Source organism: Zhongshania marina (genome assembly GCF_002915595.1).
GTDB lineage: Bacteria > Pseudomonadota > Gammaproteobacteria > Pseudomonadales > Spongiibacteraceae > Spongiibacter > Spongiibacter marinus_B.
On record NZ_PQGG01000026.1, the window covers coordinates 55,307 to 78,447 of the forward strand.

General features: G+C 51.4%; 19 protein-coding genes and 1 tRNA gene. 2 read left to right on the plus strand and 18 right to left on the minus strand.

All coding sequences use genetic code 11. The features are described from left to right. Positions 1 to 40: 40 nt before the first annotated feature. From C0068_RS10665 to glyA, 11 genes are all read right to left on the minus strand, one after another. Positions 41 to 1,633 carry a TolC family protein gene (locus C0068_RS10665; RefSeq protein WP_103684482.1) on the minus strand — a complete coding sequence of 531 codons (1,593 nt, stop codon included), beginning with the start codon at positions 1,631 to 1,633 and terminating at the stop codon, positions 41 to 43. A gap of 186 nt (positions 1,634 to 1,819) precedes the next feature. Beyond that, positions 1,820 to 3,016, minus strand: coding sequence for a formate-dependent phosphoribosylglycinamide formyltransferase (gene purT / locus C0068_RS10670; protein WP_103684483.1), 1,197 nt, complete (start codon positions 3,014 to 3,016; stop codon positions 1,820 to 1,822). A gap of 44 nt (positions 3,017 to 3,060) precedes the next feature. After that, positions 3,061 to 3,537: a phosphatidylglycerophosphatase A family protein gene (locus C0068_RS10675; RefSeq protein ID WP_103684484.1), complete on the minus strand. Its 477-nt coding sequence runs from the start codon at positions 3,535 to 3,537 to the stop codon at positions 3,061 to 3,063. A gap of 18 nt (positions 3,538 to 3,555) precedes the next feature. Further along, a complete protein-coding gene (gene thiL, locus C0068_RS10680) occupies positions 3,556 to 4,524 on the minus strand; it encodes a thiamine-phosphate kinase (protein ID WP_103684485.1) in 969 nt (322 codons plus the stop codon). Between the two features lie 15 nt (positions 4,525 to 4,539). Next, a complete protein-coding gene (gene nusB / locus C0068_RS10685) occupies positions 4,540 to 5,046 on the minus strand; it encodes a transcription antitermination factor NusB (protein WP_103684486.1) in 507 nt (168 codons plus the stop codon). Between the two features lie 106 nt (positions 5,047 to 5,152). Then, positions 5,153 to 5,614 (minus strand): 6,7-dimethyl-8-ribityllumazine synthase, encoded by a 462-nt coding sequence (gene ribH, locus C0068_RS10690; protein WP_103684487.1) that lies wholly within the window; start codon positions 5,612 to 5,614, stop codon positions 5,153 to 5,155. Positions 5,615 to 5,663: 49 nt separating this feature from the next. Further along, on the minus strand, positions 5,664 to 6,800 hold the full coding sequence (gene ribBA / locus C0068_RS10695) for a bifunctional 3,4-dihydroxy-2-butanone-4-phosphate synthase/GTP cyclohydrolase II (RefSeq protein WP_103684488.1): 1,137 nt from the start codon (positions 6,798 to 6,800) through the stop codon (positions 5,664 to 5,666). Between the two features lie 22 nt (positions 6,801 to 6,822). Continuing rightward, a complete protein-coding gene (locus C0068_RS10700; protein WP_103684489.1) occupies positions 6,823 to 7,482 on the minus strand; it encodes a riboflavin synthase in 660 nt (219 codons plus the stop codon). Then, on the minus strand, positions 7,483 to 8,640 hold the full coding sequence (gene ribD / locus C0068_RS10705) for a bifunctional diaminohydroxyphosphoribosylaminopyrimidine deaminase/5-amino-6-(5-phosphoribosylamino)uracil reductase RibD (protein ID WP_103684490.1): 1,158 nt from the start codon (positions 8,638 to 8,640) through the stop codon (positions 7,483 to 7,485). Between the two features lie 2 nt (positions 8,641 to 8,642). Beyond that, positions 8,643 to 9,116 (minus strand): transcriptional regulator NrdR, encoded by a 474-nt coding sequence (nrdR, locus tag C0068_RS10710; RefSeq protein ID WP_103684491.1) that lies wholly within the window; start codon positions 9,114 to 9,116, stop codon positions 8,643 to 8,645. A 136-nt stretch (positions 9,117 to 9,252) separates the two neighbouring features. After that, positions 9,253 to 10,515 (minus strand): serine hydroxymethyltransferase, encoded by a 1,263-nt coding sequence (glyA, locus tag C0068_RS10715; RefSeq protein ID WP_103684537.1) that lies wholly within the window; start codon positions 10,513 to 10,515, stop codon positions 9,253 to 9,255. A gap of 327 nt (positions 10,516 to 10,842) precedes the next feature. On the opposite strand from glyA, the gene ettA reads away from it, so the two are divergent. After that, the gene (gene ettA / locus C0068_RS10720) at positions 10,843 to 12,504 is read left to right on the plus strand and encodes an energy-dependent translational throttle protein EttA (protein WP_103684492.1); all 1,662 of its coding nucleotides are present in this window, start codon (positions 10,843 to 10,845) and stop codon (positions 12,502 to 12,504) included. 52 nt (positions 12,505 to 12,556) lie between these two features. Here ettA and C0068_RS10725 read toward each other — a convergent pair whose 3' ends face one another. The 3 genes from C0068_RS10725 to C0068_RS10735 all read right to left on the minus strand — a co-directional run bounded on the left by C0068_RS10725 (position 12,557) and on the right by C0068_RS10735 (position 16,159). Then, a complete protein-coding gene (locus C0068_RS10725; RefSeq protein WP_103684493.1) occupies positions 12,557 to 13,522 on the minus strand; it encodes a ribonuclease Z in 966 nt (321 codons plus the stop codon). Between the two features lie 469 nt (positions 13,523 to 13,991). Next, positions 13,992 to 15,365: a hypothetical protein gene (locus tag C0068_RS10730; protein WP_103684494.1), complete on the minus strand. Its 1,374-nt coding sequence runs from the start codon at positions 15,363 to 15,365 to the stop codon at positions 13,992 to 13,994. A 717-nt stretch (positions 15,366 to 16,082) separates the two neighbouring features. Then, a tRNA-Arg gene (locus C0068_RS10735) sits at positions 16,083 to 16,159 on the minus strand. 303 nt (positions 16,160 to 16,462) lie between these two features. Between C0068_RS10735 and C0068_RS10740 the strand changes: the two genes are divergently transcribed. Continuing rightward, positions 16,463 to 18,853 carry a TonB-dependent receptor gene (locus C0068_RS10740; RefSeq protein WP_103684495.1) on the plus strand — a complete coding sequence of 797 codons (2,391 nt, stop codon included), beginning with the start codon at positions 16,463 to 16,465 and terminating at the stop codon, positions 18,851 to 18,853. Between the two features lie 70 nt (positions 18,854 to 18,923). Here the strand turns inward: C0068_RS10740 and C0068_RS10745 are convergent, their stop codons facing one another. The 4 genes from C0068_RS10745 to C0068_RS10760 are packed head-to-tail and all read right to left on the minus strand — an operon-like array spanning position 18,924 to position 23,140. Next, on the minus strand, positions 18,924 to 19,772 hold the full coding sequence (locus C0068_RS10745) for an SDR family oxidoreductase (protein ID WP_103684496.1): 849 nt from the start codon (positions 19,770 to 19,772) through the stop codon (positions 18,924 to 18,926). 28 nt (positions 19,773 to 19,800) lie between these two features. Next, entirely contained in the window at positions 19,801 to 20,970 is a 1,170-nt protein-coding gene (locus tag C0068_RS10750; protein ID WP_103684497.1) for an acyl-CoA dehydrogenase family protein, read from the minus strand. A 29-nt stretch (positions 20,971 to 20,999) separates the two neighbouring features. Then, the gene (locus tag C0068_RS10755; protein WP_103684498.1) at positions 21,000 to 22,607 is read right to left on the minus strand and encodes an acyl-CoA carboxylase subunit beta; all 1,608 of its coding nucleotides are present in this window, start codon (positions 22,605 to 22,607) and stop codon (positions 21,000 to 21,002) included. Between the two features lie 41 nt (positions 22,608 to 22,648). Then, positions 22,649 to 23,140 (minus strand): acyl-CoA carboxylase biotin carboxyl carrier protein subunit, encoded by a 492-nt coding sequence (locus C0068_RS10760; RefSeq protein ID WP_103684499.1) that lies wholly within the window; start codon positions 23,138 to 23,140, stop codon positions 22,649 to 22,651. Position 23,141: the final 1 nt, after the last annotated feature.

Here is a 23,141-nt window from a genome sequence, read left to right on the forward strand (position 1 = left end):
ATGACAAAACGTCCGCAATAAATTATTACTGTGCGTGACACTACTGAGTTTCAAATTTAATGTCAGTTGGCGGCACCAAATTACTTATCCGCCCCCAAACCATTCCGTGGAGCGCCAAGCGCATATTGGCAGACCAATAATTTCTTTTAATCACAGATATCTGGAGCAAAGCCTCATGAGCTTCACGATGGGCATTGAGCACCTCGATCCACTGCTTGCGCCCCACCTTGAACTGACGCAAAAAGCTGTCCACCAACACAACGGACGATTCAGCAGCCTCTACCTGAGCACTAAATTGTTGCAAGGCAACTTGACGCTCTGCGTAAGCGGTGGAGATGATATCGCCAACATCGCGGCGTGCAAACGCTAGATCTTGGAAGGCGCCTCGCAAACGGTGCTCAACTGCCTGATAACTCGCTACGCCACGCAAACCGCTACCGGTGTTATATTGCAAGACTAACTGGGTTGACGAGTCTGGTGTGAAATCACCAGCAGATTGATCTAGCTGATTGCTGTATTGCAAGCTGACTGTTGGGAATAATGCCGCCTTGGCAGCTTTGACTCTGGCACGCTGAATTTCAATTTCTGCCAGCACCGCCTGTCCAGCAGGGTGCGCCGTGAAATTAAGCTGCTGCCTAGCTACTGCAACCTCACCATCGGTCAAACGGTATGGGTCGCCAGGCCAACTCAGCTCGTCAAAGGGAATATGTAGCAATGAAGACAGGTGCAACCTATTAGTCAACAGCGTTGCTTTGCTGGCAGCAAAGCCCGCCTTGGCCTGACTAAGGCGCGACACCGCTGTTTGTATATCAATCATCGGCGATGCGCCTTTGTCTGCTCTGCGCTTAATCGCATTGAGCAAACCTTCTAGGCTAGCCATATAGCGCCCCCAAAGACGCCCCTGCTCTTCGGCCAGCAGCACATTGAGGTAAGATTCCGAGGTTTCAATCGCAAGATCTAAACGCACCTGGTTTAGGCTGGCAATAGCGGCCTTTTGCAGGCCTCGCGCCTCACTAACTTCGGCTGTAGTAAGTCCGCCATCCCAGATGGGCTGAACGAGATTTAATTGCGTACTAGAAGCGTCGTTACTGGCTTCAATAGACGTCACCGACAAATACGGGTAATAACCTGTCTTTGCGCCTTTAAGGTCATAATCTGTCGCCTCCAGCTCCGTAAGCGCCTTAATTACTTTGGGGTGATCTTCCCAAACTAAGGCGAGCGCCTCATCAAAGCTTAGCGTATCTCCCACTCCGCTGCGCACACCTTGAACTTGTATCGCGTCATCCAAGCCACCCAGTGAAATATCTGGCTCCGCCGAGCCGTCAGGTGCGGTATTACGCAGTTCAGCGCCCTCGGTAATGGCATCGGCACCGACAATATCAGAGTAATAGTAAGTAGACTTTGTATTTTCAATACCTGACACCGGCGCGGGCAAGACTTCCCCAGAGGCAGGGCTTGGGCGAACCACCTCGCTACGCACCAGGCCGTCGCGATCTATATTGGCATCAGGAGTAGATGAACAGGCAGCCAGAACCAGTAAACTGGATATACTAACCACCTTACTCATTATGGTACTTCGGTCATTGATCATCGCTAGAATATTCAATGCAGATTTCTCTTCTTTGCGCACCATACAACAGTCCTTATTACACGGGGAAAACACCACACTCGTATAAGCAAGCTTGTAACTTTGTGTTTTTTAATCAAGGACCGACTTGTGAGGAGTAGCTTGAAAATGAAGCCGCGGATAGTAGCAGATGCCCCGCATGCAAACAAGGCACGGCATCTTCACACCACAGAAACGGCTATATCGAGACATTTATAGCCCTATTGTCACCGCACCCACGACGGCCAAGGCTTTTTCTCTTGCTGCTTTTATATCTCCTCCCCGCGCCAAGCCAACTCCCATCCGGCGTTTTCCGCTCACCTCGGGCTTGCCGAATAAGCGCAGCTGGGTGTCTGGCGCCTCTAGAGCGTATTCAAGGTTGCCGAAGGAAACTCGCTTAGATTCGCCTTCTACTAATATGACCGCCGAGGCCGAGGGGCCGTTTTGTTGAATATTGGGGATGGGTAAGCCGAGAATAGCGCGGGCGTGCAGCGCAAATTCCGACAGGTCTTGGGATATAAGAGTGACCAAGCCGGTGTCGTGGGGGCGGGGCGAGACTTCGCTAAAGATGACCTCGTCACCTTTCACAAACAACTCTACGCCGAACAAGCCCCAGCCACCGAGGGCGCTAGTGACTTGCTCTGCAATTTGCTGGGAGCGCAACAGGGCTGTTTCTGACATCGGTTGCGGTTGCCATGACTCTTGATAGTCGCCATCTTTTTGTAAGTGGCCAATGGGAGCGCAATAGCTTGTAGTGGTGTCTTCGTTGTTGCCGCGATGACGAATTGTGAGCAAGGTTATTTCATAATCGAAATCGACAAAGCCCTCTACAATAACCCGACCCGCGCCGGCGCGACCGCCTTCTTGTGCGTAGTTCCATGCGGCGTCTACATCGGTCAAGCGTTTTACTAAGCTCTGCCCCTTGCCTGACGAGCTCATTATTGGCTTGACGACACAAGGCAAGCCAATTTCTGCAATTGCGGCGTCGAACTCTTCTTTACTGTCGGCAAAGCGGTAACTAGAGGTTGGCAGCGCTAATTTCTCCGCTACCAAACGACGAATGCCTTCGCGATTCATAGTGAGCTGGGCAGCCCGCGCCGTTGGCACAACGTTAAAACCTTCGCGTTCTAATTCAACGAGGGTGTCAGTCGCGATAGCCTCAATCTCTGGCACGATGTAATCGGGCTTTTCAAGCTCAATGACCCGTCGCAATTCCGCACCGTCTAACATCGAGAAGGTATAGCTGCGATCTGCCACTTGCATAGCCGGCGCATTTTCGTAGCGGTCGCAGGCAATCACTTCTACGCCCAAACGCTGCAATTCAATTGCGACTTCTTTACCAAGTTCGCCAGCGCCGCAGAGCAAAACTTTACATGCGGTGTCACTGAAGGGGGTGCCTAAGGTAACCATGATTCCCTCTTAATGTTCTAATTCGCCAATAGCCAAATTGGTTATTAACTTAATACAAAGCACAGCTGCAGCACTAAAAAGGCATACACGCCGGCCAATACATCGTCGATCATAATGCCTAGACCGCCGTGCACTTTTGCGTCTAGCACACGAATCGGCCAAGGCTTCCAGATATCAAAAAGTCGAAACAGGCCAAAACCCAGCGCGACCCAGAAGATATTTGGCGGCACTAAAAATAGGGCGATCCAAAGACCGACAAACTCATCCCACACAATGCCACCGTGGTCATGCACGCCTAGGGCTTTTGCGGTTTCTCCACAGAAATACACCCCCGCTGCAAAGGCGATAAGCAGCGCGATAATGTAATTTGCAGGCGACAGGTATTGCAGCAAAAACCAAAATGGTAGCGCCGCAAGTGTACCAAAGGTGCCAGGGGCTTTTGTTGCCAAGCCGCTACCCAAACCGACGGAAAGCAAATGCACCGGATTCTTTAACAATGAAACTGGAATTTTTGTTGCCATAAATAAAGTAGCCCAGTTTTAAAAGTGTTGGTAACCACCGCGAGGTGAGTACAAATTTTGTTGCGCGTCGTAGCAGCGCAAGCCACTGCCCGCTTCTATATACCCGACTTCGGTGAGCGCCAAATTCAAACTTTCACTCAGCACCGCGATGTCGGCGCGACGTGAGGCAGGAACCGTAAAACACAGCTCGTAGTCGTCGCCGCCACTTAGCGCCGAATCTACCGCATCGCCCGTGCGCTGCAATGCCGGTGATATTGGTAAATTTTGCAAATTCAAAACAGCTGCTACGCCACTGGCATTTACTATATGCGTTAAATCTGCGGCGAGGCCATCGGAAATATCAATAGCCGCCGTCGCCAAATTGCGCAGCTTGAAACCCAGCGCCAAACGCGGCGTCGGCGCGTGGTAGCGCGCCAATAAATAGCGCTGATCGTCATTTAAGTTTTGCGGAGCTTGACCGAGACAAGCCAGTGCCGCATGGGCATCACCCACGCTGCCAGACACATAAATAAGATCACCAATTTGCGCACCGCTGCGCAATAAAGCCTGTCCGGCAGGCGCAGAACCCATCACCTGCAGGCTCATACACAGAGGCCCGCGTGTGGTGTCGCCACCAACCAGCACCACACCAAACTCGCTCGCCGCCTGTGCAAGTGCCGCAGAAAATTCGCATAACCAGTTTTCATCTACCACCGGCAATGTAAGCGCCAGAGTAAAAGCCAGTGGCGATGCGCCGCTTGCCGCCAAATCACTCACGCACACGGCTAAAGCACGCCGCGCCAACAGGGCGGGGGAATATGCTTTAGGGAAGTGAACAGATTCAACTAAGGTATCTACCGACAGCAGCAATTCTTCGCCGGCGGGAATTGCCAATACCGCGCAATCATCACCTATTCCGCAGCGAACCGTCTTCGCATGGGTGTCGGAAACTTTGCCGGCGCCCTCGCGAAAATAACGTTGGATTATGTCGAATTCAGTTGCCGGCATAATAGCTAATGCAAACTATTCTTGGTCGGTGTCTGGCTTAACAGGTGCTGACGCCCTGCCTTTTTCTGCAGCCACTTCGACGGCGCGGCACTCAACGGCCACCCGATCAAGCACGCCGTTTAAATAACGGTAGCCGTCAGTAGCACCAAAGCGCTTACCGAGGTTTATGGTTTCATTGATAGCGACCTTATACGGCACATCGATACGGCGCAGCAATTCATAAGAACCCATACGCAATAAGCACAACTCAATAGGGTCGAGATCGCTTAATTTTCGATCCAGATGTTTTTCAAACAAACCATGTAGGGCGGTTAGTTGCGCGGGAATATTGTGCACAAGGTCGTGAAAAAATTCTTTGTCGACATGGCTCATATCGTAGTCAGTGTGAAACTGCGCTTCGATTTCGTTCAATGCTTGGCCGGCCATATGCCATTGATATAAAGCCTGCATTGCATAGTGACGCGCCTTGCGTCGGTCTGCCGCTAGCTGATTGCGGGATGGATTCTGAAGACGATTAGCCACAAAATATTCTCATGTTCAGTGGGTAAAACCACAATTAAAAAACCGTGCTACCGCGTGGGGGCCGCACGAAACAATGCTGGGCTACTGCCCAGCTTTTCAAAGCAAATTATAGCTGCTTGAGAAGACTGACCATCTCGATAGCTGACATCGCCGCCTCTTCGCCTTTGTTGCCAGCCTTAGTGCCGGCACGCTCGATGGCTTGCTCAATAGTGTCGACCGTCAGCACACCAAATGCCACCGGCACACTGTATTGCATAGAAACCTGCGCCAAACCTTTTACGCATTCACCCGCAACGTATTCAAAGTGTGGGGTGCCGCCGCGAATTACTGCGCCTAGGGCAATAATGGCGTCGTAGTTTTTGCTGTCGGCAACTTTTTGACATACCAATGGAATTTCAAAGGCACCTGGGGCACGTATAATCGTGACATTGTCTTCGCTCACGCCGTGACGACGCAGCGCATCTAACGCCCCTTCTAACAAACTTTCAACCACAAAGCTGTTCCAGCGGCCAACAACGATTGCGTATTTTCCTGCCGCCGCGACAAAATTACCTTCGATAGTTTTCATGTTCTTTTCCTTTCAATATTTACAAACGCGGCATCTGCCTGCGTCTTTTTTATTCTGCCGCCGCTGCAATATTATCGGGGCTGACAAACTCGACCACTTCTAAATCGAAACCAGAAATTGCATTGTATTTAACCGGCGCGCCCATTAAACGAATTTTACCAACGCCAACGTCACGCAATATTTGCGAGCCCAAACCCACATTAAAATACGTGGTTTGATACTGCACGCTGTCGCCCTGCAATGGCGGTTGGGTTCCTTGGGCAATACCCAGCTCGGTTAAAATTGACTCTGGGGTTTCGCGGTTTGCCAGCAGGACCACCACACCACCGTGGGCGGCAATGGTTTCTAGGCTGCGGTGCATATTCCAGCCAGTGGTCAGACCTGGCGGCTGGGTTTGCAATAAGTCGCGCACCGAGGAACCCAAGTGCACCCGTGCCAAGGTTGGCGTGTTGGCGCTAATCTCACCTTTCAAAACAGCGAAATGAATTTCCCCTGCGACGGAATCTTTATACGCATTCAGGGTAAAGTCGCCAAAATCGGTGGTGATAGTCCCGCTGCTAATTTTTTCAATGGTTTGTTCGTGCAGGACTTGGTAGTGAATCAGGTCGGCGATGGTGCCCATTTTTAAGTCGTGCTCGGCGGCGAAGATTTCTAGGTCTTCGCGACGGGCCATTGTGCCGTCTTCGTTCATGATTTCGCAGATAACGCCGGTGGCTTCAAAACCTGCCAAACGCGACAAGTCGCAGGCGGCCTCGGTGTGACCGGCGCGACTGAGTACACCGCCCGGCTCAGACATCAGCGGGAAGATATGGCCCGGCTGAACGATATCCGCAGCAACGGCGTTACGCGCCGCCGCAGTGCGAACAGTGTGCGCACGATCCGCCGCAGAAATCCCCGTGGTTACACCCTTGGTGGCTTCAATCGACAGGGTAAATTTGGTGCCAAAACCGGATGCGTTACGGTCTACCATTAACGGCAGATTTAGCTGTTTGCAGCGCTCGCGGGTCATCGGCATACAAATTAAACCGCGACCGTATTTGGCCATGAAATTGATGTCTTGCGGACGCACGCACTCAGCGGCCATGACAAGATCGCCTTCGTTTTCGCGGTCCTCGTCGTCCATCAATATCACCATCTTACCCAGACGGATATCCTGAATCAGGTCTTCTATTTTGCTTATCGCCATAGTTATGCCTTTTTAGCCACGCTTATTTGCGCGCTCTCAAAAATCCATTGTCGGCCAAGGTGGCCATAGAAATCCCATTTCTCACCGGCTGCTTTGCCTGCAATAGTCGCTCAAGATAACGCGCAAGCAGGTCTACTTCCAAATTTACCGCTGTGCCAGCGCGGTAGTGCTGAATAATCGTTTGCGCCGCAGTGTGGGGCACAATATTTAATTCAAACACGCTGCCTTCTACGCGGTTAACGGTGAGGCTCACCCCATCGACACAAATTGATCCCTTGGTGGCAATATAGTGCGCCAAATTAGCCGGCGCTTCGATAGTGAGGCGAATTGATCGCGCATCACTAGCGCAATTTACAATCTGCCCAAGTCCATCTACGTGACCGCTGACTATATGACCATCTAAGCGGCTGCTCGCCAGCATCGCCCGCTCTAGATTTACCACCTGCCCCACCTTGGCACTCGCGAAGCTACTTAGGGACAAGGTTTCATTTGAGACATCTGCCCAAAAGCCATTGTTCAATAGTGAAACAACCGTCAAACATACGCCATTAGTGGCGATGCTATCACCGAGCTTTACCTCGGCCATTGGCAGCGTCGCGCTGTTAACCTGCAAGCGCATATCGCCGCCGCGTTTTTCAATAGCGGCAATGTTACCTAGCGCTTCAATAATGCCGGTGAACATTTATGACTGCTCCACAACACTGCCATCACGCTTGGGCACGCGGCACTGTATTCGCCAATCTTTGCCCACCGCGCGAATGTCGATAATATCAACAGCCTGTTGCTCTGACATCGCCGCCATCGGCCAGTCAATTAAGGGTCTGCCGCTGCTACCCATTAAACATGGGGCCATATACACAAACCACTCATCGACCAAGCCCGCCCGCAGCACGGCACCGGCCAATATCGCGCCCGCTTCTAGGAGAACTTCGTTGCAACTGCGATCAGCCAGATACTGCATCACGGCAGGTAGCGATACCTTGCCGTGACCGTCATCTTCCAGCACGACAACCGTTGCGCCAGCGGCTATCAGCGCTTGGTGGCGTTTGCTATTTGCCACCCGCGTGGCGATGACCACCTCACCACCGGCTTTAAATAAGCTCGCATCTACCGGCGTGCGCAATGCAGAATCAACAATAAGCCGTAACGGTTGACGCCACTGACCTTCAAGTACTGACGCCGAAGGATCGTCCGCCGAAAAGCTCTCGCCTCTAACAGTCAGCGCGGCGTCGTCGTGCAAAATGGTTTCTACGCCACTTAGTATTGCGCAGCTTTGGGCGCGCAATTTTTGCACATCAGCCCGTGCTGCTGGGCCGGTGATCCACTGACTTTCGCCAGACGCCATCGCCGTTCTGCCATCAATACTGCTGGCTGACTTTAAGCGCAACCACGGCAAACCGCCGCGCATACGGCGCATAAAACCAATATTTAATGCTTCGGCCTGAGCGGCCATTAAGCCCACATCGACCTGAATACCCGCTTCGCGCAGACGCATAATGCCGCGCCCCGCCACCAGCGGATTGGGGTCTTCTACTGCAACAACTACGCGACTCACGCCGGCATTAATTAAGGTGTCGGCACAGGGCGGAGTTCGCCCCTGATGACTACAGGGCTCAAGAGTGACATAGGCCGTGGCCGCCCGCGCATCACTAAGCTGCTCAAGGGCTTTCACCTCGGCATGGCCCTCGCCAGCGCGTTGATGCCAGCCCCGCGACACGATCTGATCATCCCTGCAAATGACGCAGCCAACACGGGGATTTGGACTGGTAGAATAGCGGCCGTGCTCTGCCAAGCGCAGGGCCTCCGCCATCATCTGCCGGTCAAAATCAGTAAAACTCATGATTAATCAATGAGCCCAGAACGGGGCTCCGCAGACAGGCGATCAATTTCTGCGCGGAATTCATCTAAATCTTGGAAGCTGCGATAGACCGAGGCAAAACGAACATAGGCAACATGGTCTAAGGCCTTTAAAGCCTCCATCACCTGCTCACCCACATCGCGGCTGTCTATCTCGCGCTCACCGGTGGCCTGCAAGCGACGCTTAATCCCACTGATTTCAGCTTCGATATGCTCAACACTGACCGGCCGTTTTTCGAGTGCCTTTAACACCCCAGACCGCAACTTTGCCTCGTCGAAGGGCTCCCGCGAACCATCGGTTTTGATGATTTTAGGCATCAATAACTCGGCGCTTTCGTAGGTCGTAAACCGCTCAGAACAAGACAAACACTCGCGACGACGACGAACCTGACCACCCTCGGCAACTAAGCGGGAGTCGATTACTTTGGTATCGTCAAAATTGCAAAACGGACAGCGCATGAGAGTGCCTCGAGGCGGTAATGATTGACCGAAAGTTTAGCACAGGAGCGGGAGATGCTTGACGGGAGACGGGAGACGCCAAGAATTACGCGGCTACGCCGCGCTGGCCCTTGCGCCTCCCGTCTCCCGTCCAGCGTTATGCGTAAACCGGGAAGCGTTTACAGATTTCCAGCACCTTCGCTTTCACTTCTTCGATTTTAGCGGTGGCGTCGCCGGCTTCCAGTGCTTCTAGCACGTCGCACATCCAGTTTGCCAATTCGATACACTCCGCTTCTTTAAAACCGCGGGTCGTTACTGCAGGTGTACCAACGCGCAGGCCGCTGGTGATGAACGGTGAACGCGGGTCGTTTGGCACCGCGTTTTTGTTCACGGTGATATTTGCCGCACCCAGCGCTGCATCAGCGTCTTTACCGGTGTATGACTTACCGATTAGATCAACTAGCATCAGGTGGTTTTCGGTACCGCCAGACACGATGTTAATGCCGCGCTCGATAAAGGTTTTTGCCATTGCTTTTGCGTTAGCGACAACCTGCTTTTGATAGGCCACGTACTCAGGCGCCATCGCTTCTTTAAAGCTAACCGCTTTTGCTGCGATTACGTGCATTAAAGGACCGCCCTGACCACCGGGGAATACCGCTGAGTTCAGTTTCTTTTCGATCTCTTCGTTGGCTTTGGCCAGAATCAAACCACCGCGTGGACCGCGCAGGGTTTTATGGGTTGTGGTGGTAACCACGTCTGCGTATTTCATTGGGTTGGGGTAAATCCCCGCCGCCACCAAACCGGCAACGTGGGCCATGTCTACCATCAGGTAGGCACCGACCATATCGGCGATTTCACGGAATTTTGCCCAATCAACAATACCTGAGTAAGCAGAGAAACCCGCCACGATCATTTTTGGCTTGTGCTCAAGAGCAAGCGCCTCAACCTGAGCGTAGTCGATCTCGCCGGTCTCATTATTCAAACCGTACTGAACCGCGTTATAAGTCTTGCCTGAGAAGTTAGGCTTGGCACCGTGAGTTAAGTGACCACCAGCATCTAAGCTCATGCCCAACACGGTGTCGCCTGGTGATACCAGCGCTTGGTATACCGCGCCATTGGCCTGTGAACCTGAGTGGGGCTGAACATTGGCGTAATCTGCACCGAATAACGCTTTTGCGCGCTCAATAGCCAGATTTTCGGCCTTGTCGACGTATTCACAACCGCCATAGTAACGCTTGCCAGGATAACCTTCGGCGTACTTATTAGTCAGAACCGTACCCTGCGCCTGCATTACTGCTGGGCTGGTGTAGTTTTCAGAAGCGATCAGCTCGATATGCTCTTCTTGACGCACTTCTTCTTCCTGAATCGCAGACCAGATTTCGTCGTCGAAACCGGCAATTGTCATCTCTTTGCTAAACATCACTACCCCCGAGGCATACACAGGCTTTGAAAAGCCGCGCATTGTACAATAAATGTGCGTTATCGGCACCGATTAATACCATCAAAGCCAGCTTGCAAAGCAATTATTCGCAAACCGATACCACTAGCCCAACTACTCGCCACAGGGCTGCTGCCACGCCAATGCATACCTGAGGAACGCAGCCGAGCTTTTCTGCGCTGACCTCACACCACTATTGATAGAACAAGCATCCACAAAGCATTGCGGAAGCACGCCGCTTTCGGTACCTTTTCCGCCTATTTCATTGTCGCCGAATCTCGGCGGCTTAGTGCTTTGTCAGGAGTCAGCATGGCGCAATTCGTCTTTACCATGAACCGCGTAAGCAAGGTTGTACCGCCCAAGCGAGAAATTCTGCACGACATTTCATTGTCGTTTTTCCCCGGTGCCAAAATCGGTGTACTTGGCTTAAACGGCTCGGGTAAGTCCACCTTACTCAGAATTATGGCCGGCGTAGACACCGAATTTAACGGTGAAGCTCGCCCCCAGCCCGGCACCAAAATAGGCTATTTGTCGCAAGAACCAGCGCTTGATCCCGCCAAAGATGTGCGCGGCAATGTGGAAGACGGCGTTGCAGAAGCCAAAAACGCACTCACCGAATTAGATCAGGTGTATGCCGCGTATGCGGAGCCCGATGCCGATTTTGACGCCTTGGCCAAACGCCAAGCGCAGCTTGAGGACATTATTCAAGCCACCGATGCCCACAATTTAGATCACAAATTGGAAGTTGCCGCCGACGCTCTGCGCCTGCCGCCTTGGGATGCCGACGTCACTACGCTTTCAGGTGGTGAGCGCCGCCGCGTAGCGCTATGTCGCCTGCTGCTATCCAACCCCGACATGCTGTTGCTAGACGAACCCACCAACCACTTGGACGCAGAGTCAGTACATTGGCTGGAGCGCTTTTTATGCGACTTCCCCGGCACCGTGGTGGCCATCACCCATGACCGCTACTTCCTCGACAATGCCGCCGGCTGGATTTTGGAATTAGACCGCGGTCGCGGCATTCCTTATGAGGGCAATTACTCCGACTGGCTAGAAGCCAAAGACGCCCGCCTGGCGCAAGAGGCCAAAGCAGACGCATCTCGCAAAAAGACCATCGCCACCGAACTGGAGTGGGTGCGCAGCAACGCCAAGGGTCGCCAAAGTAAAAGCAAGGCGCGTTTAGCCCGCTTTGAAGAAATGAACTCACAGGAGTTCCAAAGCCGCAGCGAAACCAACGAAATTTATATTCCACCAGGACCGCGCTTGGGCGACAAGGTTATTGAAGTTAATGGCATAAGCAAAAGCTACGGCGACCGCCTACTCATTAACGACCTGAGCATGTCGATTCCCAAGGGCGCCATTGTCGGCATTATCGGCGGTAATGGTGCGGGTAAATCGACCTTGTTGCGGATGCTGACAGGCAAAGAAGCGCCAGACAGCGGCACCATTGATATCGGCGAAACTGTCAAGCTGGTTTCGGTGGAGCAAATGCGCGACAACCTAGACGACAAAAAGACCGTATGGGAAGCCGTGTCGGAAGGCCAAGATATTTTGCGCATTGGCAGCTATGAGGTGCCGTCGCGGGCTTATATTGGTCGCTTCAACTTTAAAGGCAGTGACCAGCAAAAACGCGTTGGCGAATTGTCTGGTGGTGAGCGCGGTCGCTTGCATTTAGCTTGTACCTTAAAAGAAGGCGGCAATGTTTTACTTCTCGACGAACCCTCAAACGATTTGGACGTTGAAACTCTGCGCGCACTCGAAGACGCTCTGCTGGACTTCCCCGGCTGCGCGATGGTGATATCGCATGATCGCTGGTTCCTCGACCGTATTGCCACGCACATTCTGGCCTACGAAGGCGACAGCGACATCGTTTTCTTTGAAGGCAACTACACGGAATACCACGCAGACTTTGTGGCTAGGAAAGGTAAAAACGCCGGACCAAAACGGGTCAAATACAAAAAACTAAAATAAGCTTAAAACTCGTCGGGAGGTGCTATTCACCTCCCGCACACACCTCTCCGACTCAAAGTTGGGTCAAAGTTTTGTCCTTTTCTAACTGATAACTTTGCAGGTCTTCTGCCAACTGCAAATTGCCTTGGTAATATAACTTAGCCTCTTTATACAGATCATTAACGCTATACTCTTTCGCGCCACTACCCGATCGGTAGCGCTGACTAAAATGGGTAAGAAGCAAATGTTTTAGCTTGGCATTTTCTGCTGTTTTTGCCACCATCGCGGCGGTGCTATGCATATACTGCGGCCCGACACGGGCAAGCACATCCTCAGTAAAGGTCGCCTCGTGAACGAGCAAATCACTCTCTTGCAGCGCGTTTAAAAGCAAGTCTGGCTTGTCATTGTCGCCACCTATAATTGCACTGCGCGGCGCCCACGCCGCAGATCTAACCTGCTCGGCATGAACAAGCCGCCCATCATCAAGAGCAACACTTTCGCCCTGTTGCAGCAATCCCCAAAGCGGGCCTCTTGGCACCTCTAGTGCGTCCAATGCACTCTCATCCAAGTGATATACCGGATGCTCCTTTACCTGAAATGCAAAACACGGGACCCTGTGCGACATGGCAATTGCCTGCACCGAAATCTGGCCATCGTCATACTGAAAACCCTCGTCATCAGTGCGAACAAAATATAGTGGAAAGCGCAAATTATGCACATCAGTAAACGCGAAAGTGTTACGCACATACCGCTCAATACCGTCAGGAGCACAAATAGTCAGCGGCTCCTTTCGTCCGCTCATATTTGCACTGGCAATTAAACCCGGCAGCCCATAGCAATGATCACCATGGACATGGGTAATAAAAATCGCCTTAAGCCGAGCGGAGGAATAACGCGACTTCAATAGGCGGTGCTGAGTCCCCTCGCCGCAGTCGAATAAATACCAATCGCGCTTGCCCTCAACAGCCAAAGCGAGCGCGGTAACATTGCGACTTGCCGTCGGCGTACCGGCACTAGTACCCAAAAATGTAAAACGCATAAGCCAAACATAAGTAACTGAGTTAGTTGTAACTCTATTGTGGGCTATTTTGTGGGGAGAAGGCTAATTTCGTCTTGGAATAAAAGAGACGCATTTAGCAAACCGCTCTGGTCATCCAGACCGATATACATATTCATACCAACTACCATTCATTGCCTTTCTTGGCCTGATACCTTTTCGGGTCTCGCTCACCGCCTCAGCTCTTGTTTGATCTGGGCGCTCAAGGAAATAGCAGGGGCGGGGGAATCATTGCTCAGCAAGTTGAACAGACTAGCTAGGTCGTTAGACAGAGAATTCAGCAAACTAATCGAGAAAATCAGGGAAATAAACACTCATTGAGAGTATTGCGGCTTGTCTATGGCCGACCTTGGGTTGGTGGTTCTCGTGGTCAGCGCCCGCTCCTACGCGTAGGGATGCGCCCCAACGGCGCAGCCCCCTGTAGGAGTCCACGCCGAGGGCCGCTATCGACTCAATCCAGCGTCAAAGTCGTGTAATAAATGACGCCTTTTTGGGAAATGCTGGAGAATTGCTTGGTACCAGCCAGGTGCGTACGATCCTTGCGGAAGTTTCTATTGTCATCATCCACCCCTTCATCGTATCTATTGAGTTCGCTGTAAGTACAGACTGGAAAATTCACACAAGGGAAAATCGAGTCGCCACTGGGGTCGTTTTCTGAATAGCTTCGTACACTAGTGCTGCCACCCTCAACAACACAGGTATTGTTATTGCGGGATTCAAATCCATCACTGCCAACGCGGCTGAACTCCGATGTGCCGAACACATAGTCATAACCGCCTTTGGTAGACTCGGGGCAATTGCTGGTGGTGATTACACTACTACCTGTTCTGCCGGCGAAGTTCACGGTGTAGCCCTCAAGTGCAACATAGTAGCGTTGAATCGAACCGCGATTGGTGATGGTGGCGCGGAAGTGTTTGCTCCCGGCTGAGTGGGCTGTGGCCAAGTCTTCATTGACGCGGTTCAGTTCCTGCAGCGAGCATATGGCATCGCCGCAGTAAAAGATGTTGGCTAGGTCGCCGCTCATGAAATCCGCGATGGCAATCGGATTGGGCAGGGGCTGTATATCGTTTGGTGTGGGCTCGACAAAATCGCTGCCATAGTCGATGGCGTTGCAAAATTCATCGTAGCGGTAGTTGCCGCTGATGGTGACGTCAGTATCCGTAAATTCATAAGTGATGATGGCCCGCTCATCTGGATTGGGACAGCGGTCGTCGATCAGCTCCGCATGAACGACGGTATTTCTTAAATCCACCTCAACATTGGCGCCATATTCTTCAAGCGTATCGCTAATGTGTTGCTGAGCGTTAGATTCACTGGCCAGCGTGGTATTTGAGTTGTTGGCGACAAAATTCAATACGCTTTGATCCTGCTCAAAGCTCTCGCCGGGTTGATCAAAGTTGATGGTTGAGGTGCCACTAGCAGGCAGGTTGATGGTGGATAAATCACCATCGACGTCAACGGAAATAAGCAGCCGCACCAGGTTTAAGGCGATGTCGGCAAATTGGGCATTTTCGATAAAGTCAAAGGGTGTAATGGCCTGCGCGGCCGGAACGGGTCCGAGGGTATTTCCAAACAGGGTGAAAGTGACATCCTCGCCTTCGCTATACTGAAAGCGACCATCTCCGTCAGTGACACCGCTATAGGTCGGTGTTTGGTAAGCCAGGCCTTGAACCGGCGAATCAAGAAATACGCCAGAAGCGGCCTGTGCATCAGGAAGACTGATGTTGGGCGAGTCTCCGTCACCACCTCCACTGCCACCGCCACATGCTGCAAGCAGTGACGAAAATAAAATGACTGGGAAATAATTGGAAAAGTGATGTCTCACAGGCGGTAACCTCTTCTAATGGTTATCAATCGATGCTGCCAGTGCGGAAGCAGCGTAAATAGAAATCCAGGTAGAGGAATAACCGTGAAGACAAGATGGATTTTGCGCGATAGGGATTGCTCTAACGCTCCTTGTCAGCGCGCATCATTCCTTGATACCTGCGGGAAAGTTAGCGAAGTGATCGCTCTGGGTCAATTGAAAATACTCTGCTATTGATCATTAGCGCTGACGAGAAATCACACGATAGCGCCAGAGTAATTTATCGCCCTCGGCGCGGGCTCCTACAGGCTCCACACCACCGTGGCACACCTACCCGTAGGAGAGGGCGCTGACTGACCAAACAAACCAAAACCAAAAAACCGGCACAAGATGAGTGCCATCCCCCGTTAATGTTGTAGAGCCCAAAACAGCTTGAGGCTGTTTTGCCCCCTACGGGGCGCCTGTCGGCGGTCTAAATTGCTGCCGCAATTTGTCGAACCTAGAGAGGTTCTCACCGATCAGGAGAACCAAATTAAAAAGCCACCCGCTACACGGGGAGGGGCTTTAATTGTGCGGGATTTGAGAGAGGATTGACTCAAAACAGCTTGAGGCTGTTTTGCCCCCTACGGGGCGCCTGTTGGCGGTCTAAATTGCTGCCGCAATTTGTCGAACCTGGAGAGGTTCTCACCGATCAGGAGAACCAAATTAAAAAGCCACCCACCGGGTGGCTTTTTAATTTGGCCCGCCCGAGAGGATTCGAACCTCTGACCTTTGCCTCCGGAGGGCAACGCTCTATCCAGCTGAGCTACGGGCGGAAAATGGGTACTTCACGAAGCGCGACACTATAACAGAGGGGGTCTAACGCCTCAATATGATTCGGGCCAGCCAGGAAAACTTAGCTACGATTCTAAATTAACCAATTCAAGCGCCGAACTCACCCGACAAATACGCTTCCGCACTGTCCTCATACGCCATGCTTACTGTCGTCAAAGGTCATAATTACGCGCCAGCGAACATGCAAATACTACTAAGTAGTGCTACCTTCACTACTAGTAAAGCTACTAGTCTGTAACCACCCAGCAAAGTAAGCCCACTATAATAACGATAGAAGGTCCACAATGCGCCAGCAATTCACCCCCAATCGTCACCCGCTCCGTAGTGCCATTCGGTTTTTTAGCACATCGGCCCTTATCGTCGCGGGCAGCGGTTTGCTTAGCAGCGCGCTACATGCAGCGCCACGTATTATCGAGGAGGTGATTGTTACGGCCAACAAAAAAGCCGAAAGTGCGCAGGATGTGCCCTTGTCTATTTCTGTTGTCGGGGCGGATTTTATTCAAGAGTCCGGCCTGTCCGATGTTGGGGAGATTACACGCTACATCCCCAACGTGAGTTTCGACTCCTCTTTGGCCCTGTATACCAGCATTACCATACGCGGATTTGGTACGCCGCCACTCGGCGTCGGCTTTGAGCCCTCGATTGGCTTGGTAATTGACGATGTGCCCTATGGGCGCTCTACGTTTGCACAGGATGCCGTATTTGATATCGACCGCCTAGAGGTCTTACGCGGCCCCCAGGGCACGCTATTTGGCAAAAATACCTTAGGCGGCGTACTTAATTTCCACACAATGGACCCGACTTCCGAGCCAGAGGGCTTCATTAAATTTGGTCACGGTGAGAATATTGAAAGCAACAATGTCGAAGGGGCAATTTCTGGCCCTATTTTCGGCGATAACTTTCTCGGTCGATTAGCATTTCGCTACAACGACGCCGACACACTTGAATACAACAGCACCCGCGACGAGCAGCAAACCCAGGAAGACAAGGCCGTTCGCTTAAAACTCAGCTGGTTTTTAAGCGACACCTTAACCGCCAATTTCACGGGCCTGTATGCTGAATCGCTCACCAAGGGTTATACCCAGTCATTATTTATTGCCAGTGACCGTAGCATGAGGGTTTTCCGCGAATACGACCCTCAAACCGAGGCCGACGCCTACGACCAAAACACCTCGACTGATGCCCCAACCCGCTCAGACCGCGAGGTAAAAGCAGCGTCTTTAAGTTTAATTTGGCGCCCCGACGAACTCATGGGCATTACCGCCCCCGAACTGACCACCATCGCGTCTTGGTCTGAAGTGATTACACCCTATTCGCTAGACGTGGATTACTCGCCAGTGCCCTTGGTGGCATTTAATGAACCACCCAAAGGCAACCCTTACACCGCCGAAGCAATAGAAGTTCGCTTAGCCGGCGGCTTAGACGCGCCGTTTGACTGGGGTGAAGGGATGGACTTTGTTGTGGGTGTGTTTGCGCAAGAGTCCACCAATGATGTCTTCCAAGATATCGACGTGAGTCTGAACGGTTTAATCGCATTTGCCCGCGCAGGTGCGATTGTTCAAAACATTCAACTGCCGTTTGATCCACTGTTAATTGACCTGCCAATCTCACTGCCAGATCTAATTCCCGGCATTATTGAAAGGGAGCGCTATATTTCTGCCACTCAATCTACAACCCAATCCTTTGCTATTTTCTCGCAATTTAATTGGATTCTGACTGACCGCCTAACAGCAACCGCAGGTATACGCTACGGCGAAGATGAGTCTGAGGGTTCGTCTTACTCTCGCGTCGCGGCCGGCGCCAGCATTTCCGGTGGCTCACTCAATCAAAGCGACTTCAGCGCACCAAACTTGAAAAACAAAGAAACCAATGTGTCGCCAAAGCTAGCCTTTAATTACGAAATAATTCCAGACGTGAACGTGTACGTGAACGCCGCCAAGGGCTTTAAAGCCGGCGGCTTTGACCCCGCACCGCTGAACGACAACAACCTGACCTATAAAGGCGAAGAAACCCTAACCTATGAAGCCGGTATTAAATCCCGTTTACTAGGCGGTTCTTTGACCTTGAACATGGCGGTGTTCGACAGCGACGTGAAAAACCTGCAAATTCGCACATTCTCCGGCGTTACCTTAACCACCTTCAATGCACCAGAGTCCTCAAGCCAAGGCGCAGAAATGGACTTCTTCTGGCTACCGCCCATTGATGGGGTAAGTCTTGCGGGCAGCCTCGCCTACCTTGACGCCAAGTACGACAGCTTTACTGAGGGGCCGCCACTTTTTACCTCTGAGCAAAATCAAACCCAAGATTTGAGCGGCAAGCCACTCCCTTATGCGCCGCGCTGGTCTGGCTCTTTGTCACCCCGCTGGGAATTCCCACTGTTTGGCAGCGCGGATCTTCTGGGTAGTGTGCGCATGAATATTTCCTACACCGACGAACGCTACCTAGACTCAGATATTGACCCCAATACCCTACAAGATGCCGTGACTCGCACCGACATAGGTCTAGGTTTGCGCTCTGAATCCAGTGATTGGTCGGTAAACTTCCAGGCCCGTAATGTGACTCAAGAACAAGATGCCGTACTTATTCTTGATCAACCGCTAATTCCTGGCAACTACACCAAGACACCACACCCAGACCAAACAACCTACCAATTAGATTTTAGAATTGGATTTTAATAAAAAGAGAAGAAATTATTCTTAATACTCTGGGTTCAGCTTTGCTGAACCCAGATAAAAAGTATTTATTTTAACGGAAATAATCTGGTCTACCATGCATCCACAAATCACCCCATAGCTGACCACCACCGTCTAAGGTAAGCACTTCGCCGGTAATGAAACTGCCACTTGGGCCGCCAAGATACACACAGGCCTGAGCAATATCCCAGGGTGTGCCAAAACGCTTCATAGGGTTGGATTTATCAAATTCGCTTAGTGCTTCAGGACTATAAGCCCGCATCCCCTCACTAAAAATAACGCCAGGAGCCACACAGTTAACACGAATATTATACTCTGCCCACTCTACCGCCACCGTTTTAGAAAGATGAATAACACCAGCGCGCGCAGCGCAGGTATGGGCACCACCGTTCATGCCCCGAGGAACCACCGCAACAATATTTACAATGCTGCCCTGCTGCTTGCGATCACGCCACTGCCGAGCCGCATGCTGCATCATATACCAGCTGCCGTTGAGGTTATTACTCACCACCGCGTCCCAGCCGTTTTTCGAAAAATCGATAGCGGATTGCGGAAACTGACCACCGGCGTTATTTATCAAAATATCTAGACGGCCAAACTCGGCAAAAATATCTGCATACATTGCAGCAATGCCGTCATAGTCTCGAATATCTTGGATTTTATAGCTGGCGGACAATCCAGCGGAGGTGAGCGCAGCAACAGTATCAATTAACTTTTGCTCGGTGCGGCCGGTAATAATGATATGGGCGCCAAGACGGGCAAAACACCACGCCGTAGCCTTGCCGATACCACTACCACCACCGCTAACTAAAACAAGCTGCCCTTTAAAACAGTCCCCGCTAAATGGCAGCGGGGAGTTTGCAAAGTCAGCATCATTTGGAATTGTCATCGGCTTTGTCATTATTTTTACTCAGCCAATGCACACCTGCTTAGCGAAGCAGTTCACCGGCAATAATTAATTTACGAACTTCAGTTGTACCTGCACCAATTTCTAATAACTTGGTAGCGCGGAACAAGCGATTCATTTCAGATTCCCAAATATAACCGCTGCCGCCATGTACTTGCACGCCGTCGTCTAGAACTTTATTCAAAGTATTAGCAACAAACATAATTGCGGCTGCAGTTAACTGATGAATTTCACCGCGACCGGCCTCCCCGTGACCCACAGCCTGGCAGGCAGACAATGCACGGTAGGTCATCAGTTTCATGGTTTCAACATTGGCGTACATATCTGCCAAACGGCTTTGTACCATTTGGAATGACGCGATTGGCTTACCAAATTGCTGACGAGTTTTAGCGTACTCCACCGACAATTCCAAAGCGCGCTCGGCAATGCCAACACAAATTGGGTTAATCATGGCGCGCTCAAGATCTAGGCCACTCATGACAACGCGATGCCCCTGACCTAATTCACCAACGATATTTTCTGCAGGTACGCGACACTCTTCGAAAACCAGTTCCGCTGTTTGACTGCCACGGAAACCCATCTTAGTTAGTTTCTGCGCCACTTTAAAACCAGGGAAATCTTTCTCAACCAAAAAGGCAGTAATACCTTTTGAACCCGCGTCTTTTTCTGTTTTCGCATAAACCAATAGCACATCGGCAACGGGACCATTAGTGATATAAATTTTGCTGCCATTTAAAACATAGTGATCGCCGTCTTTACGTGCAGTGGTGCGCATTGAACCCAAGGCGTCAGAACCTGCACCGGGCTCAGTCAAACCTAGCGCGCCAATCTTAGTACCCGCACACACTTCTGGCAGGTATTTCTTTTTAAGAAACTCACTCGCGTTTGCGTAAATATTATTGGCAAACAAATTGTCATGAACCACCCAGCTTAAACCCAAGGCGTGGTTCCAGCGCGAGAAGGCCTGAGCAATAACACCGCAGGACAAAAAGTCCATGCCCGCACCACCGTACTCAGGGTCAACAGTCACGCCCAGCAAACCGAGCTCACCTAATTTGGGGAACAACTCAGAGGGCCACCACTCTTCGTTATCCATGCGCTCAGACAAGGGGTACAACATATCCCGTGCAATGCGGTCAGCGTGATCAAGTAAACCTTGATGCTCTTCACTAAGCTCAAACATATTGCTCATGATTTTTTCCTCAATTCTTTCAATGCTGTTTAAACGCGAAGTACGCCGTAACGCGGATCTTCAATCGGTGCGTTCATTGCCGTGGCTATCGCCATACCCAATGCATTACGAGTGTCGGCGGGATCGATAATGCCGTCATCCCAAATTAGCGATGAAGTGTAGTAAGCGCTGCTTTGATGCTCGTAGTCGTCGGTCACATCACTGTAAATTTTAGCGCGCTCTTCCTCGCTCAGGGTTTTGCCTTCGCGCTCAAGTTGCGTTGTTTTAATGGTCGCTAAAGTTTTTGCTGCCTGCTCGCCACCCATTACAGAAATTTCGCTATTAGGCCAGCTAAACAGGAAGCGACTATCAAAGGCGCGACCACACATACCGTAGTTACCAGCACCGTAAGAGCCATTGGTCATAATGGTGAACTTAGGCACTTCACTGCCAGCCTGCACCATAATCATTTTGGCGCCGTCTTTAGTTATACCTTCACGCTCGTATTCACGGCCAACCATGTAGCCCGTAATATTCTGCAAGAACACCAGCGGCGTTTTATTTTGATTACACAATTGAATAAAGTGCGCCGCTTTTTTAGAGCTGTCGTTAAACAAAATACCGTTATTGCCAATGATGCCAACTTTATAACCCCAGATATGCGCAAAGCCGCAGATTAAGGTTTTACCGTAGGCCGGTTGATACTCATGAAAGCGACTGCCATCAACGATGCGGGCTATTACTTCCATCATATCGAACTGCGTTTTGATGTTTGCAGGAATAATGCCGTACAACTCTTTCGGGTCGTAATAGGGTGCTTCTGGCGCTTGTTGCTGGGCATCCCACTTTTTCTTCTTGCTCCACTGGGCAACAATTTCGCGACCAATGGCAATGGCTTCTTCTTCGGTTTCTGCTGGGTAGTCACAGGTGCCGCTGACTGAAGTGTGCATGTCTGCACCGCCTAATTCTTCAACCGTTACCTCTTCACCGGTAGCCGCTTTTACCAGCGGTGGTCCACCGAGGAATACCGCACCGGTGCCACGCACAATAACACTGTAGTCACTTAAGGCCGGCACATAAGCACCGCCAGCCGTACAGTGACCAAATACCAAGGACAACTGCTTGCAGCCCATTTTGCTGAGAATTGCTTGGTTGCGGAAAATGCGGCCCGCATAATATTTGTCGCCAAACAATTCAGATTGCAGCGGCAAGAAACCGCCGGCGCTGTCACACAAATGAATAACCGGCAGATGGTTTTCAATCGCGATATCCATAGCGCGAACAATCTTTTTGATTGTCATTGGATACCAAGCGCCGCCTTTTACCGTGCTGTCGTTGGCGTGAATCAATACTTCACGACCGCAAACGATACCGATACCTGTAATGCAGCTAGCTGATGGCGAGTCGCCATCGTAATGCTCACCCGCCGCCAAAGTAGATAGCTCTAGAAATGGCGTACCTGGGTCGAGCAGCATCTCCAAACGCTCGCGCGGAAGCATTTTGCCTTGGCGCTCTAAACGGTCTAAATCCCGCTGCGGACGCTCATAGCGAGCGGCGTGTTGACGACGATGAAACTCGCCCAAACGCGCTTCGTTGGCTTTAAGGTTTTCTTGATACTCTGGCGAATTAACATTAACTCGCGATTGAATTCTACGCATGCCGATAGTCCAGCCGATTTCAATGAATGACAGTAAGGGGTTTAATCGTTGCTTTCGATCTCAACAAGAACATCGTCCTTGTTAAACTCAGAACCCGCACTTACATGTATACGCCCAACAACACCGTCGCAGGCCGCTCTCACTGTCGATTGCAACTTCATGCTCTCAATCGTCAGCAGTTTAGCGCCCTCGACAACTTCGTCGCCTTCAGCAACCAATACTTCCACCACTACACCGGGCATCGGCGCGCTAATTGCGCCCGCCGCAACACTTGCGCCAGCTGCAGCTGCCCGTGGGTCAAAGGCAGTGACTTTGAAATAGCGACCAGACATTTTGATATAAATATCGTCGCCATCTCTGGCCACCCAAGACTCGTAATTTTTGCCGTCTAAGCTAAGCGTGCAGCGACCTTCTTTGCCGTGCTCAAACACCACGCGGCAATCTTTATCGCCAATATTCAGCACAAGTTCGTCAGCCAAACTACGCGGTGCAACTTTTACCAGCTCATCGCCAATTTTGAATGCGTATCTCAAC

Bases quoted from the DNA above. Each gene is read 5' to 3' on its own strand.
- C0068_RS10665 (WP_103684482.1), bottom strand. From the start codon at position 1,633: ATGGTGCGCAAAGAAGAGAAATCTGCATTGAATATTCTAGCGATGATC.
- purT (WP_103684483.1), bottom strand. From the start codon at position 3,016: ATGGTTACCTTAGGCACCCCCTTCAGTGACACCGCATGTAAAGTTTTG.
- C0068_RS10675 (WP_103684484.1), bottom strand. From the start codon at position 3,537: ATGGCAACAAAAATTCCAGTTTCATTGTTAAAGAATCCGGTGCATTTG.
- thiL (WP_103684485.1), bottom strand. From the start codon at position 4,524: ATGCCGGCAACTGAATTCGACATAATCCAACGTTATTTTCGCGAGGGC.
- ribH (WP_103684487.1), bottom strand. From the start codon at position 5,614: ATGAAAACTATCGAAGGTAATTTTGTCGCGGCGGCAGGAAAATACGCA.
- ribBA (WP_103684488.1), bottom strand. From the start codon at position 6,800: ATGGCGATAAGCAAAATAGAAGACCTGATTCAGGATATCCGTCTGGGT.
- C0068_RS10700 (WP_103684489.1), bottom strand. From the start codon at position 7,482: ATGTTCACCGGCATTATTGAAGCGCTAGGTAACATTGCCGCTATTGAA.
- ribD (WP_103684490.1), bottom strand. From the start codon at position 8,640: ATGAGTTTTACTGATTTTGACCGGCAGATGATGGCGGAGGCCCTGCGC.
- nrdR (WP_103684491.1), bottom strand. From the start codon at position 9,116: ATGCGCTGTCCGTTTTGCAATTTTGACGATACCAAAGTAATCGACTCC.
- glyA (WP_103684537.1), bottom strand. From the start codon at position 10,515: ATGTTTAGCAAAGAGATGACAATTGCCGGTTTCGACGACGAAATCTGG.
- ettA (WP_103684492.1), top strand. From the start codon at position 10,843: ATGGCGCAATTCGTCTTTACCATGAACCGCGTAAGCAAGGTTGTACCG.
- C0068_RS10725 (WP_103684493.1), bottom strand. From the start codon at position 13,522: ATGCGTTTTACATTTTTGGGTACTAGTGCCGGTACGCCGACGGCAAGT.
- C0068_RS10740 (WP_103684495.1), top strand. From the start codon at position 16,463: ATGCGCCAGCAATTCACCCCCAATCGTCACCCGCTCCGTAGTGCCATT.
- C0068_RS10745 (WP_103684496.1), bottom strand. From the start codon at position 19,772: ATGACAAAGCCGATGACAATTCCAAATGATGCTGACTTTGCAAACTCC.
- C0068_RS10750 (WP_103684497.1), bottom strand. From the start codon at position 20,970: ATGAGCAATATGTTTGAGCTTAGTGAAGAGCATCAAGGTTTACTTGAT.
- C0068_RS10755 (WP_103684498.1), bottom strand. From the start codon at position 22,607: ATGCGTAGAATTCAATCGCGAGTTAATGTTAATTCGCCAGAGTATCAA.